This window comes from Phyllobacterium trifolii, assembly GCF_014192095.1.
Classification (GTDB): domain Bacteria; phylum Pseudomonadota; class Alphaproteobacteria; order Rhizobiales; family Rhizobiaceae; genus Phyllobacterium; species Phyllobacterium trifolii.
This window is the reverse complement of record NZ_JACHXN010000001.1, coordinates 210048-222520: the sequence shown is the minus strand read 5'-3', so window position 1 is coordinate 222520 and position 12473 is coordinate 210048. Positions and strand designations below refer to the sequence as shown.

Annotated in this window: 14 protein-coding genes; 8 read left to right on the top strand and 6 right to left on the bottom strand. The window is 56.8% G+C overall.

Going from position 1 to position 12473, the window contains the following annotated elements; all coding sequences use genetic code 11:
* Nucleotides 1-64 precede the first annotated feature (64 nt).
* Nucleotides 65-265, top strand: a complete 201-nt coding sequence (locus tag FHS21_RS01140) for a hypothetical protein (protein WP_112530918.1) — start codon at nucleotides 65-67, stop codon at nucleotides 263-265.
* Here the strand turns inward: FHS21_RS01140 and dprA are convergent.
* Genes dprA through FHS21_RS01120 form a run of 4 tightly spaced genes read right to left on the bottom strand, consistent with a single transcriptional unit; the run spans nucleotide 233 to nucleotide 4246 of the window.
* Nucleotides 233-1366 (bottom strand): DNA-processing protein DprA, encoded by a 1134-nt coding sequence (dprA, locus tag FHS21_RS01135; protein WP_112551339.1) that lies wholly within the window; start codon nucleotides 1364-1366, stop codon nucleotides 233-235. The genes FHS21_RS01140 and dprA overlap by 33 nt on opposite strands.
* Nucleotides 1363-1977 carry a glycerol-3-phosphate 1-O-acyltransferase PlsY gene (gene plsY, locus FHS21_RS01130; RefSeq protein WP_112530919.1) on the bottom strand — a complete coding sequence of 205 codons (615 nt, stop codon included), beginning with the start codon at nucleotides 1975-1977 and terminating at the stop codon, nucleotides 1363-1365. The genes dprA and plsY overlap by 4 nt, the downstream gene beginning before the upstream one ends.
* A gap of 20 nt (nucleotides 1978-1997) precedes the next feature.
* Nucleotides 1998-3284, bottom strand: a complete 1287-nt coding sequence (locus FHS21_RS01125; RefSeq protein ID WP_112530920.1) for a dihydroorotase — start codon at nucleotides 3282-3284, stop codon at nucleotides 1998-2000.
* Entirely contained in the window at nucleotides 3281-4246 is a 966-nt protein-coding gene (locus FHS21_RS01120) for an aspartate carbamoyltransferase catalytic subunit (RefSeq protein ID WP_112530921.1), read from the bottom strand. Before FHS21_RS01120 ends, FHS21_RS01125 begins: the two co-directional genes overlap by 4 nt.
* A 262-nt stretch (nucleotides 4247-4508) precedes the next feature.
* Here FHS21_RS01120 and FHS21_RS01115 point away from each other — a divergent pair, with 262 nt between their 5' ends.
* Nucleotides 4509-6140, top strand: a complete 1632-nt coding sequence (locus FHS21_RS01115; RefSeq protein WP_162701972.1) for an acyl-CoA dehydrogenase family protein — start codon at nucleotides 4509-4511, stop codon at nucleotides 6138-6140.
* 1 nt (nucleotide 6141) lies between these two features.
* On the opposite strand, the gene FHS21_RS01110 is transcribed toward FHS21_RS01115, so the two are convergent.
* Nucleotides 6142-7005, bottom strand: a complete 864-nt coding sequence (locus tag FHS21_RS01110; RefSeq protein ID WP_183660793.1) for an NmrA family NAD(P)-binding protein — start codon at nucleotides 7003-7005, stop codon at nucleotides 6142-6144.
* 138 nt (nucleotides 7006-7143) lie between these two features.
* On the opposite strand from FHS21_RS01110, the gene FHS21_RS01105 reads away from it, so the two are divergent.
* Nucleotides 7144-8076: a LysR family transcriptional regulator gene (locus FHS21_RS01105; protein WP_246410714.1), complete on the top strand. Its 933-nt coding sequence runs from the start codon at nucleotides 7144-7146 to the stop codon at nucleotides 8074-8076.
* Between the two features lie 248 nt (nucleotides 8077-8324).
* Nucleotides 8325-8660 carry a DUF6105 family protein gene (locus FHS21_RS01100; protein WP_112530923.1) on the top strand — a complete coding sequence of 112 codons (336 nt, stop codon included), beginning with the start codon at nucleotides 8325-8327 and terminating at the stop codon, nucleotides 8658-8660.
* Here FHS21_RS01100 and ruvX read toward each other — a convergent pair.
* A complete protein-coding gene (gene ruvX, locus FHS21_RS01095; RefSeq protein WP_112530924.1) occupies nucleotides 8624-9124 on the bottom strand; it encodes a Holliday junction resolvase RuvX in 501 nt (166 codons plus the stop codon). The two genes, FHS21_RS01100 and ruvX, sit on opposite strands and share 37 nt — an antisense overlap.
* A 97-nt stretch (nucleotides 9125-9221) precedes the next feature.
* Between ruvX and FHS21_RS01090 the strand changes: the two genes are divergently transcribed.
* The 4 genes from FHS21_RS01090 to FHS21_RS01075 all read left to right on the top strand — a co-directional run bounded on the left by FHS21_RS01090 (nucleotide 9222) and on the right by FHS21_RS01075 (nucleotide 12460).
* On the top strand, nucleotides 9222-9926 hold the full coding sequence (locus FHS21_RS01090) for a metal-dependent hydrolase (protein ID WP_112530925.1): 705 nt from the start codon (nucleotides 9222-9224) through the stop codon (nucleotides 9924-9926).
* 48 nt (nucleotides 9927-9974) lie between these two features.
* On the top strand, nucleotides 9975-11591 hold the full coding sequence (locus FHS21_RS01085) for a hypothetical protein (protein WP_183660791.1): 1617 nt from the start codon (nucleotides 9975-9977) through the stop codon (nucleotides 11589-11591).
* A gap of 90 nt (nucleotides 11592-11681) precedes the next feature.
* Nucleotides 11682-11969 (top strand): Asp-tRNA(Asn)/Glu-tRNA(Gln) amidotransferase subunit GatC, encoded by a 288-nt coding sequence (gatC, locus tag FHS21_RS01080; protein ID WP_112530927.1) that lies wholly within the window; start codon nucleotides 11682-11684, stop codon nucleotides 11967-11969.
* 8 nt (nucleotides 11970-11977) lie between these two features.
* On the top strand, nucleotides 11978-12460 hold the full coding sequence (locus FHS21_RS01075) for a GNAT family N-acetyltransferase (RefSeq protein ID WP_112530928.1): 483 nt from the start codon (nucleotides 11978-11980) through the stop codon (nucleotides 12458-12460).
* Nucleotides 12461-12473 lie beyond the last annotated feature (13 nt).

Below are 12473 nucleotides of genomic sequence, written 5' to 3'. Positions count from 1 at the left end.
AAGATATTCTGAGTCAAAGTATAGCGCATATTTTCGATATAAATTTATATTTAAGGATCAAATTATGAGCGAAAGTCGAATTGATCAAATTGAAAACGCCAGATTTATTCAGCAAATGCTCGGTGAGTTACGAGCAATGGCCAAAACGAACCGGCTGGAGATGTTGGCGTATCTTATAGAAATTGCACATATCGAAAGCAGTGACCAGTTGCAGAAGGAACTGGGGACAGCTTCACGCGTAAACAAGCGAAACATGTCCGCCTGAGTGACGCTGCAAACGTCCGGCTAGATCGAGTTCGAGCAGAATCAGCATTACCACCGACGGGTGTAGTTCGCTGGTACGGATTAGGTCGTCGATATCGACTGGAACGGGGCCGAGTAGATTGACGAACCGGTCCCGATCGGTTTCGTCGGGTGGATTGATTGGCGGGAAATCCATATCTGGTGCAAGAAACGCTGCATCGTCGAAAGCAGGCCGTTCGACCAGTGGCGTCAATGCAGTTAATATGTCTTCGGTACTGGTTGTCACAATGGCTCCGTTTTTCAACAACCCGTTGGTGCCCTTGGCCCTCGGGTCGAGAGGAGAGCCAGGGACCGCGAAAACAAGCCTGCCAAGTTCTCCCGCCAGCCGGGCACTGATCAGTGAGCCGGAGCGTTCGGCGGCTTCAACCACAACCAGGCCCAGCGACAGAGCGGCGATAATACGGTTGCGCCTCGGAAAATCCCGGGCACGGGGATCCCAACCGAATGGCATTTCACTGATCGCGGCCCCATTGCGCGCGCTTATCGCCTTATAGAGATTGAGGTTTTCCGGGGGATAGGGGACGTCCAGCCCGCCTGCCATGACGGCCACTGTTCCGTAGTCCAGGCTGGCCTCATGGGCTGCCGTATCTATTCCACGTGCAAGACCGGAGATAATCGCATAACCGGCTTCACCCAGCTCCCGTGCGATCATCCGCGCAAACTTGATCCCCACCAACGATGCGTTGCGAGCGCCCTCGATAGCAACGGGCGGTAGCCTGAACACCTCGGGATTTCCTTTGATCGCGACCAATGGCGGGGGATTGTCGCATTGGCGAAGATAGCGGGGGTAGTCGGGCTCACCAATGCCGACGAAAACGGCGCCCATTTTTGTCGCCGCCTGCATTTCGCGTTCAGCGTCCTGCAAACTGGCAATTCGAATTGGCCGGCCGCCGCCGCCGCGCCTGACAAGTTCGGGCAGCATTTCCAATGCATCGCTCGCAGAACCGCAATGAACGATCAGGTCGCGGAACGTCGCGGGACCAACATTTTCGCTGCGGATCAACCGAAGCCAGCTCAAGCGCTGGCTGTCAGAAAGGCGTATGCCCTTCTTTTCTTCATTCATCCTTTAGCGCCGATCTTGCCTTCGGTGCCTGAGACAAGACGCTGGATATTGGCCCTATGCTTGATGAAGACAATGATCGTTAGGACAAGGAAAAGCGCTGCGATCTGATGCACCCCTATTATGTAGAGTGCAATCGGAACGATGATGGCCGCGACAAGGGCGGCGAGAGAAGAATAGCGAGACGTGTAGGCTACTATCAGCCAGACGGCGGCGAAGATCAGTGCACCTTGCCAGAACAGCCCGAGCAGGACGCCAAGATAGGTCGCGACACCTTTCCCGCCCTTGAATTTCAACCAGACTGGGAAAATATGGCCGAGGAAAGCGCCGAAGCCTGCGACAATGGCTGCTTCAGGGCTGGCAATGCCGGCGATCAACACCGCCACGGTACCTTTCAGCATGTCCAGCACCAATGTTGCGGCGGCCAGTTTTTTGTTGCCGGTGCGCAGCACATTGGTGGCGCCGATATTGCCGGAACCGATGCTACGCACGTCGCCAAGCCCCCCCATGCGGGTCAGGATCAGACCAAAAGGGATGGATCCGAGCAGGTAGCCGAAAACGAGCGCAAAGAGGAGGAGCGGAACTCCTGCCTGCCCATTGAAGAAATCCGACATGCATCGTCCCCTTAGATGAATTAGATCGTGAAGACCGACTTCCCTGCAACAAATGTCTGTACAACCCGGCCTTGAAAACGAGCGCCCTCGAAACACGAGTTCTTGGAACGCGACCGTAAATCTTCTTCCTTCACTACCCACGGTTCGTCAAGATCGACTATGGTCATATCCGCCTTCGAACCCGGGCGCAGCGAACCTGCATCGAGGTCGAAAATCCTGGCGGGGGCACTGGACATCGCTTCGACGATGCGCAGCAGCGGGACGTCGCCGTTGTGGTACAATCTCAGTGCCGCGCCAAGCAGCGTTTCAAGGCCGATCGCGCCAGCTGCCGCATCGGCAAATGGCAGTCGCTTGGTATCGACATCCTGGGGATCATGGGCGGATACGATGATATCGATCGTGCCGTCGCGCAGCGCTTCGACCATGGCGAGGCGGTCTTCTTCGAGCCGCAACGGCGGCTGCAAGCGAAAGAACGTACGGAATTCGCCGATATCGTTTTCGTTCAGGGAGAGATGGTTGATCGAAACTGCCGAGGTAACATTCAGGCCATTCTGCTTGGCACGTGATATCACGTCCGCCGACATGGCAGTCGAAATCTGCGCAGCGTGGTAGGCGCCCTGCGTCAGCGCTGCCAGACGCATGTCTCGCTCCAGCGGGATCACTTCGGCCTCGCGCGGCGTGCCGGAAAGCCCCAGCCAGCTTGCATAGAGCCCTTCATTCATGACGCCGTTGCTACCGAGGTGCGGGTCCTGTGCTTCGTGCGCGAGGACCACACCGAAATCACGGGCATAGGTGAGGGCGCGGCGCATCAGTTGCGTGTTGGCGATTGAGTTGCGGCCTTCAGTAATCGCCACGGCACCAGCCTCACGAAGCAGGCCGATTTCGGTCATTTCCTCGCCGTGCAAGCCCTTGGTGACCGCGGCCGCCGGATAAACATTGACGATCGCCGTATCGCGGGCCGTTCGCTTGATGAACTCGACCAGCGCGACATTATCGATGACCGGATCGGTGTCCGGCATCATGATAACCGATGTAACACCACCCGCTGCCGCGGCATGGCTGGCAGACGCGATGGTTTCGCGATGTTCCGCGCCGGGTTCACCAATGAAGACGCGCGCATCGACCAGACCCGGAAGCACCGCCTTGCCCTTGCAGTCGATGATTGTCGCACCTTCAGGTGTGCCCTGATTGCGGGCATTGGCGCCGCTGGCGACGATCCTGTCATTCTCGATGATGATCGTGCCGGTTTCGTCGAGCCCGCGCGAGGGATCGACGATACGGGCATTTTGCAGGACGGCGGCGCTCATCCGGCCACTCCTTCAGCATTCCGGCGGGGATCGAGCAGCGCTTCCATCACCGCCATGCGCACGGCAACACCCATCTCGACCTGTTCCTGGATGACGCTCTGCGAGCCATCGGCTACATCCGATGCGATTTCGACGCCGCGGTTCATCGGACCGGGATGCATGACCAGCGCATCGGGCTTGGCGTATTTCAGCTTTTCGCGATCGAGGCCGTGATAGCGGAAATATTCGCGCACCGATGGTACGAATGAGCCTGTCATGCGCTCGCGCTGTAGCCGCAGCATCATCACCACGTCGGCTTCTTTCAGCCCTTCTTCCATGGTGTGGAAGACTTCCGCGCCCATATGCGCAATGCCCGCGGGAAGGAGGGTCGAGGGGGCGACAACGCGAACGCGTGCGCCTAAGGCGTTGAGAAGGATCATGTTCGACCGCGCCACGCGAGAGTGCAAAACGTCACCGCAGATGGCAACGGTCAGCCGCGCGATCTTGCCCTTGGCGCGGCGGATCGTCAGCGCGTCGAGCAGCGCCTGCGTCGGATGTTCATGTGCGCCGTCGCCAGCATTCACCACCGAACAGCCGACCTTTTGCGCGAGAAGCGCTGCGGCTCCGGCCGAGCCATGGCGGATGATCAGGATATCGGGGCGCATGGCATTGAGCGTCATCGCCGTATCGATCAGCGTTTCGCCCTTCTTGACCGAGGAATTTCCGACCGCCATGTTCATGACGTCCGCGCCCAGCCTCTTTCCGGCAAGTTCGAAGGATGATTGGGTGCGGGTCGACGCCTCAAAGAACAGATTGATCTGCGTGCGGCCGCGCAAGGTCGCCTTTTTCTTCTCGGACTGGCGTGAAACCGCGATCTCGCTCTCGGCAAGATCAAGCAGCTGGACGATGTCTTGAGGCGAAAGGCCCTTGATGCCAAGCAAGTGGCGATGGGGAAACAGGAGAGGGGGCTCTTTTGATGTCATATCAAGTCCCCCCTATAGGCTCGATGCCCTGCTGTCGCAAGCGGTCTGCGCGCTAACATGCTTCGTTCCCCAATAATTTGATCGGAAAAGCTGAAAGTGCGAAAAGGATTTGCAATGATGAATATCGACTAAAGGGCGGGAGTCCATATATTAAGCGAGTTAACCGCTTGTCAGAGTCTTCATCCCATAAAGAGTTCGACGCGCAGTCAATCGCACAGCAGAAACTTTGCGCGACCATTGAAATTTGAATCAGGACAGTTTCTTGAAAACCCACGACGTTCTCAACCAGACGCCACCGATGACCGGCCTCAACGCCTATCTCGGCGATCCACTGATGATGCAGATCACCAAGCGATTGCCGCAATCCGTGCGCACGGAGCTGGAACAGAACGGCAAATTCGTACTCTCCGGCGACGCACAAGATCTGGCGAGGCTTGCCAATATCGAGGTGCCGAAGCTCAGGACGCATGACCGTCAGGGGCATCGTATCGACGTCGTCGACTATCATCCGGCATACCATGCATTGATGCGCCGGTCGGTGAGCCAAGGCCTGCACTCATCTATATGGGAGGACGGCAAGCCGGAAGCCGGATCGCGTCATCAGTCGCGCGCGGCGCGTTTTTACCTGACGTCGCAGCTGGAGTGCGGGCATCTGTGCCCCCTGACCATGACGAGTGCCTCGCTGGCGGCATTGATGGCCGCGCCTAATCTCTATCGCGAGTGGTCACCGCTGATCCTGCCGCGCAAATATGATTCCAGCAATAAATCGCCGGCGAAGAAGACGGGTCTCACCCTCGGCATGGGGATGACCGAGAAGCAGGGCGGTACCGACGTCCACACCAACACCACAAAGGCGGAACCGGCCGGAAGCGGGTTCTATCGTATCACCGGCCACAAATGGTTCATGTCAGCGCCGATGTCGGATGCGTTTCTGGTGCTGGCGCAGGCGCGTGAGGGGCTATCTTGTTTTCTCGTGCCGCGGATTCTTCCAGACGGCTCTTCGAACGGCTTTCGCTTTCAACGTTTGAAAGACAAACTGGGCAATCGCTCCAATGCCTCCTCGGAAGTCGAATTCGACAATGCGCTTGGCCAGATGGTCGGGAACCCCGGCGACGGCATCAAGACGATCATCGATATGGTGACGCTGACCCGCCTCGACTGCGCGATTGCTTCGGCCGGCTTGATGCGCGCGGGCTTGGCCGAGGCCGTACACCATGCGCGGCATCGCATCGTCTTCGAAGGGCCACTGATCGACAAGCCATTGATGCTGCGGGTTCTGGCAGATATGGCACTGGACGTGGCCGGCGCGACAGCATTGTCGCTTCGCTTGGCGCGAGCGTTCGACAATGCTGCAAAAGACCGCGGCGAAGCTGCGTTTGCGCGTGTGATGACGCCGGTTGTCAAATACTGGGTGGCGAAGATTGCGCCTGCGATGCTCTACGAGGCGATGGAGTGTCTCGGCGGCAATGGCTATATCGAGGAAGGCAATCTTGCGCGCTATTACCGCGAGGCTCCGGTCAACGCGATCTGGGAAGGATCCGGCAACGTCATGGCACTCGACGTGCTGCGTGTGCTGAAACGCGGTCCGCAGCTTTTCGACGAAGTGCTTAACTGGATCGGCGCGCAACTCGGGCGTGGCGGGCAGGGGACGGTTGAAGTCCTGCGCGCAGCAATGCGCGTCGCCGAGAACGATGAAGGTGCAGCGCGCATATTGACCGAGCAACTGGCGCTCGCGGCCGCTGGTGCGGAGCTGCGGCATCTGCAGTCCGAAGATATCGCCGACGCCTTCATCGAAACCCGTCTGGGCGGACAGTGGCGCACAACCTACGGCATGCTCGATGCGCGCCACAACGCCAAGGATATTATCAGCTCTCTTTATCCGGCGGCGGGCTGAATTATGCGGCTTCGATCAACCCCTTGAGTACGGTTTCCAGGGTAACCTTGCCTTTCAGCGAGTTTTGCTCTCCGCCTTCGAAGTCGATCCAGCTCTCGTTGAAGCCTTCGAGCATTTGAATACGTGGCACAGGGTCCTTCATTCCCTGTGATTTGAACAGACTGGCCCATGTCTCGCGTGGGACAGCTTCGACCCGAACCTGCCGGTCGAAAATCTTGGAGAATGTGGCTGCGGCTTCGCTTGGGCTGATACGATGTTCAGCTTCGAGCTCGACGACCCGCCGTCCCTGCCATTCCTGCTGCAGAAGTTCAGCTGCCACGCGACCGACATCCGCCGTAGCGACCATGGGAAATGTCTTGTCGACAGGCTGCAGAAATGTCGAAATGACGCCGTTGTCGCGCGCAGACGGGATGTCCCAAGCGAAGTTTTCCATGAACCACCCCGGCCGAAGGAAGGTCACGGGAATTTCCAGTGTACCGAGCTTTTGCTCCATGAGCGTTCTTTGTGTCAGCAGATTCGGCTGCGTTGCCTGTGCGCCCACGGTCGAAAGAACGACTACCTTTCCCGGACGGGCTAGCTTGATCGTCTTGTAGACTGCATCGATGACGGCACGTGCCTCGGGAAAGCCGGGTGCCGGATCGAATTCCGAAGGCGGCAATATGAACACGCCGCGAGCGTCTTTGAAGGCAGCGGCGAGCGCAATCGGATCTTCCATTTCCGCGACAGCAACTTCGCAGCCCTTAGCCGACCACGATTGACCTTTTTCAGAATTCCGCACGACAGCCCTGACTGGTTGGCCTGCCTCCAAAAGCGTGCGCGCCACCGCACCGCCGACCTGGCCCGTTATTCCTGTAATGGCGTACATCGAGATCTCCTGACATTGCTGGGTTTCGAGATACATCGAGACAAATGTTTCCCGACGAGTATCTGCTGCCAGATTTATAAGGGCTCTATTGTTCTTGCTGAAAGTGCGATTATGTCATATCATTCATGACGTTGGATCATGAATAATATGACAGGCAGTGAGATGGCTTTCGACGGACGCTTGGTGGCCAATGTTGGTGTGTTGGCGGCAATCGTTGAAGCTGGCAGCTTTGCCCGCGCAGCCGACGCATTGGGCTTATCTCCATCGGGCGTTAGCAGAGCCGTGGCGCGGCTTGAACGGAGCGTTGGCGTCCGGTTGCTCGATCGGACGACGCGATCTGTCACCCTGACTGACGAGGGACGCCGGCTTTATACCGAGATTGGCCCTCTTCTGTCGGGTATTGAGGACGCCTTCACCCATACTGCGGGATCTTCGGCTGTTGTGCGGGGCCGCCTGCGAGTCAACGTGGATGCGTTCTTTTCAAGGATGATGCTAGCTTCCCATATCGGGCGCTTTCTCGATCGCTATCCGGAAATTTCGCTGGAACTGATTACTCGCGAACATCTCGGCGATCTCGTCGGCGAGGGTTTCGATATCGCTGTGCGCTTTGGCCAGCCGCCTGCATCCTCTCTCATCGTCCGCAAGCTGCTGGAAACGCGCACGATCACCCTGGCTTCGCCAGCATATCTGGCAAAATTCGGACGACCGATTCATCCGTTGGAACTCGCGAGTCATGAATGCATCCAAGTCAGAGATTCTCTGACCGGCGAAGCGCTCGGGAATTGGGACTACCGGCGAGCGGGAAAAATTGTGTCTGTCAAAACGGCGGGCCGATTGGTGGTCACCGAATTTGGAACAATGTTGGGTGCCTGCCTCGGCGGGGTCGGCATTGCTCGCGTTAAATCGACAGGTGTTGAGGATTTGCTCGACGAGGGAGTTCTTATCGAACTCTTTCCTGATTGGCAGGGCGAAACGTTTCCTCTGCACGCTTTATATCCCTCGCGTCATCTGCCGGCGGCGAAGGTTCGCGCTTTTATCGACTTCGTCGCCGAGACAATCGCAGCGAAATAAGTGCACGCGCTGCGTGTGCTGCCCTCCATTGTCAAAAAATCTGCTGACTACCCAAAAAATCGCATCGGCGACGCGGAAGGGGGCTCGCTAATGCCTTCAATTTGAATTAAATTTTTATAAATTAACCTTAACAAAAGGTTTACGTTGCGGTGAGTTTCTTAAACGATATCACTACAACCTGAAAATGCACTGCAAAAACGCAGGGTTAAGACGAAATGATTAGACCAGCTCGATCGAGGAGAAACTGAATGCGCAGCTTCCTGATTTTTTGGGCTGGGCCTCTGGGCTTCCTGTGGGGTTGGTATTTTCTCTCGCTTTATGACCTGAGCATGGGCATGTTTTTCTTCAGCCGCGAGATGCACGATCAGGTTTTCACTATCTACGGAAACATCCTGGGCATTCCGCCCGAAACGATTCCACCACTGGTTGCACGTGCCTGCATCGTCGATACCGGCCTCGTTCTGTGTCTGATAGCGTTCCGCCGCCGTCGCCAGATCATTGCCTGGGTGCAGGCCTGGCGTGCTGCACGTGCAGCAACCGCAGCAACCTATGTCGAGGAATTGCCGTCCACATCGGCTTCCTGACGCAGAGTTTGCAGACGGTCCAAAGCGCCTTGCAGGATGAAGGCGGCTGCCGCTGAATCGATCCGCTCGGCGCGCTTCTGTCTCGAAACATCCATTCCGATCAAGGCGCGCTCCGCCGCAACGGTCGACAGGCGCTCGTCCCAATAAACGAATGGAAGCTCGGTCAGCTTTTCCATATTCCGGACAAAAGCGCGGGTGGCTTGCACCCGCGGACCTTCGCTGCCGTCCATATTCACCGGCAGTCCGATGACGATTGCGCCGACATTGTCAGCACTCAAAGCCTTCAACAGATCCTGTGCGTCATGGGTGAATTTGCTGCGCCTCAGCACGGGACGGGGATTGGCGAAGGAGAATCCGCGATCGGAAATGGCGATGCCGATCGTTTTTGTACCGAGGTCAAGGCCGGCTACCGTCTTGCCATCCGCGACGTGCTCTTCGAGCTGTTCAATTGTCAGTACCGTCAATTTGATAGGTTCCGCACTTTCATGGATCGCTTTATTGTCACATACCGGCAATAGAAGCCTATGGCGAGGGTTCACTTGCAGTTGAAGGAATATGGATATGAAGATTACTTGGCTTGGCCATTCGGCCTTTCGGATTGAAACAGCAAAAAATACCATTCTTATCGACCCGTTCCTGACCGGGAACCCGAGCGCCAATGGCGTGGACGTGAAGGAAGCCGCGAGGGGCGTCAAACACATCATCCTGACCCACGGCCACGGCGATCATGTGGGCGACACGATTGATCTGTCGAAGGAGACAGGCGCGCTGGTGACCGGTAATGCCGATCTGGTAACGTGGCTCGGCTCGCGCGGTGTCAATCGCGTTGATCCGACCAATACAGGCGGCACGGTTACCTATGACGGTTTCACGGTAACCTATGTCAACGCGTTGCATTCTTCCGCACAAATGACCGAGGACGGCGTTTCCCATTCGTTGGGCTCCGCCAACGGCGTTGTGTTGCATTTCGACGATGAACCGACACTTTATCACATGGGCGATACGGACATCTTCTCCGATATGGCGCTGATTAATGAATTGCATCAGCCGGAAATCGGTATCGTTCCAATCGGTGACCGCTTCACCATGGGTGGTGCAGTTGCTGCGCTCGCGAGCCGGCGCTATTTCAAATTCAACAAAGTCATACCTTGCCATTACGGGTCATTTCCGATCATCGATCAGACGGCGGATAAATTCGTCGCCGGTATGGAAGGCGGTACAAGCGAAGTTATCGTTGCGACCGCGAATGAGCATTTTACGGTTTGACGCGTAGTGCTACAGCACGTTCGTCAATTCACAATCCTTGGAGCGCAAGTGCGTAAACTGTTTCTGATCTCGTGTTTGCTGGTTGCCACGACGCCGGTGCATGCACAGGCTGTCGATGTCTCCGGCGCAAAAGCGCTTACCGAACTCCTGTCCAACTATCTTGGAAAGAAAGCGATCGAGAAGAATATCGTCTCGGTTGTCCCCGATGGAGACAGCTACCGCATTACCTTCAGCACAGCGAAGTTGATCGAAACACTTCCCAAGCAGGATTATTTCAAGGGCGATTTCGGTGAATACAGCCTGCTGATAAAGCCAGTTGCCGACGGGTCCTGGAATGTCTCATCGACTGCGATTCCCGGTGGCTCAGTCGAGGTAACAACCCCGGAGGGGCGAGAGGCGGTTCAGTGGTCCGTTGACAATGCGAATATCAACGGAACGTTCGATCCCAAAATCGGCGCTTTCTCGAATGCGTCGTTTTCCTATGGCGCCGTGAAAATGAACACGACAAGTCCTACCCAGGACGTCGAAGCGAGTGTCAATTCGGCCAAGGGTGAAGTGCTTGGCATGGCTGCGCCATCCGGCGGTGTTAATTTCAGCAGCAACCATTCCGCGACAAACTTTCTGGAGACTGTGACTGTCAAATCGCCGCCGTCAGGAGATGTCGCGACTGCCGCGCAGCCGATGAAGATCGTTCTGAGCGGCGGCCAGATCGGCGCCAATGCGGAAGGCAAGGGCCTTCGCAATCTGGAGTTTCTGGAGCTCTGGAAATTTTTCATCGCGCATGTAGACGAGACAACGCTGAAGGATCAGGAGCAGGCCGATCTGAAGGCAAAGTTCCTCGCCGCTCTGCCATTTTGGGACAAGCTTTCGGGCGCGTACCAGTTTTCCGATCTCAACGTCGAGACTCCTATTGGACCATTTGCCGCCAAGACCATGTCTCAGCAAATCGACTTCGATGGCATCAGCAAGAGCGGCGGCTATCACTATGCGCTGCGGACCAACGGTCTCAGATATCCTGCGTTGCCGATACCTGCGTGGAGCGTGCCGTTTTTGCCGACTGATGTGGAATTCGTGTTTGGTACGGAAGGTCTTGATCTCGACACGGTTGTCCGGGCAGCAGTCGCCGACATGGATTTGAACCGTGCAAAGCCGTTTTCCGGCGAATTTGAAGCAAACACGGCTGCCGCATTCATGGCCAAACCGCCGAAGATGGTGATTAACAGGAGCTTTGTCCGAACAACTGATACCGAGCTTTCGGTTGAAGGCGAGGTCTCGTTCACAGCTCTGAAACCGGAGAGCCACACCATCTGGGAGATGAGCAATTTCGATGCGGTTGTTTCTCGGTTGACGACGGCCTCCGAACAGGAGCCTGAGATCAAGAATTACATCGTGTTCGCCAAACTCGCCAAGGATTTCGGCACGCTGCTGCCAAACGGACACATACAATGGATCGTCGACCAGAAATCCGACGGATCGGTGAGCGTCAACGGGAATCCGGTGAAGGGCCCGGATCCCGTCGTCGATCCGGCAACAGACGGTGCGGGTGTCACGGCGCCCGACGACGACACGACGACGATGCCCGACGACCCAACGCAGGATGACAATGTGATCGTGCCTGACGACGAGGAGGACAATTCGGATCCTGCCCCGCCAGCCCCGCAATAGCACCATTTTCAAATCGTCTTGTCCGTTGCGCTTGGCCGCAACGGACACTATAGCTGCGTAATCAAAGATCCGAATTTTCAGGAATCCCGAATGTCTGTCGATATTTCCACCGTCAAACGTGTTGCGCATCTTGCCCGTATTGCCGTGACCGAAGACGATGCGGCCCGTATGACAGGGCAGCTCAACACCATCCTCGGCTTTGTCGAACAGCTGAACGAAGTGAACGTTGATGGTGTAGAGCCAATGACGTCCGTCACCCCCATGGCGATGAAGAAGCGCCCGGATGTTGTCGACGATGGCGAAAAGGCGGCTGATATTGTCGCCAATGCACCGATCCATGAAGAGAATTTCTTCGTGGTGCCGAAAGTCGTGGAATAGGCGGAGCGATGGCTATTTCCGTTGCCATTGAAACGCCGCTGCAGGATGACGTCAGGGCGCTGGTTAGCGACCTTAATGACCATCTATTGCCGCTGTCGCCCATCGAGTTCCAGTTCAAGATGTCTGTGGAGCAGATGGCGGGTGCAGATACGACGGTTTTCGTGGCGCGCGACGGGAATGGTGCGGCAGTCGGTTGCGGCGCTTTGAAAGACCATGGAAACCATGTTGGCGAGGTGAAGCGCATGTTCACCCGGCCGACGGTGCGAGGTCAGCGCGTCGGGTCGGCCTTGCTCGAGGCCATAACCACACTCGCCAAAGCAAAGGGTGTCACACGGCTTGTTCTCGAGACGGGCGCTGGCGAGGGATTTGCGGACGCTTACCGGCTATATGAGCGATCCGGGTTCACGCGTTGCGGCGTCCTGCTCGACTATCCGGACTCCGAACACAGTGCATTTTACGAAAAGTGGCTGACCCTCGCGCCAGCTCAATAAGGACCAGAAAAGA

Excerpts from the sequence above, each read along its gene's own strand:
- FHS21_RS01140 (WP_112530918.1), top strand. The coding sequence starts at position 65 with ATGAGCGAAAGTCGAATTGATCAAATTGAAAACGCCAGATTTATTCAG.
- dprA (WP_112551339.1), bottom strand. The coding sequence starts at position 1,366 with ATGAATGAAGAAAAGAAGGGCATACGCCTTTCTGACAGCCAGCGCTTG.
- plsY (WP_112530919.1), bottom strand. The coding sequence starts at position 1,977 with ATGTCGGATTTCTTCAATGGGCAGGCAGGAGTTCCGCTCCTCCTCTTT.
- FHS21_RS01125 (WP_112530920.1), bottom strand. The coding sequence starts at position 3,284 with ATGAGCGCCGCCGTCCTGCAAAATGCCCGTATCGTCGATCCCTCGCGC.
- FHS21_RS01120 (WP_112530921.1), bottom strand. The coding sequence starts at position 4,246 with ATGACATCAAAAGAGCCCCCTCTCCTGTTTCCCCATCGCCACTTGCTT.
- FHS21_RS01110 (WP_183660793.1), bottom strand. The coding sequence starts at position 7,005 with ATGTACGCCATTACAGGAATAACGGGCCAGGTCGGCGGTGCGGTGGCG.
- FHS21_RS01105 (WP_246410714.1), top strand. The coding sequence starts at position 7,144 with ATGAATAATATGACAGGCAGTGAGATGGCTTTCGACGGACGCTTGGTG.
- FHS21_RS01100 (WP_112530923.1), top strand. The coding sequence starts at position 8,325 with ATGCGCAGCTTCCTGATTTTTTGGGCTGGGCCTCTGGGCTTCCTGTGG.
- FHS21_RS01090 (WP_112530925.1), top strand. The coding sequence starts at position 9,222 with ATGAAGATTACTTGGCTTGGCCATTCGGCCTTTCGGATTGAAACAGCA.
- gatC (WP_112530927.1), top strand. The coding sequence starts at position 11,682 with ATGTCTGTCGATATTTCCACCGTCAAACGTGTTGCGCATCTTGCCCGT.
- FHS21_RS01075 (WP_112530928.1), top strand. The coding sequence starts at position 11,978 with ATGGCTATTTCCGTTGCCATTGAAACGCCGCTGCAGGATGACGTCAGG.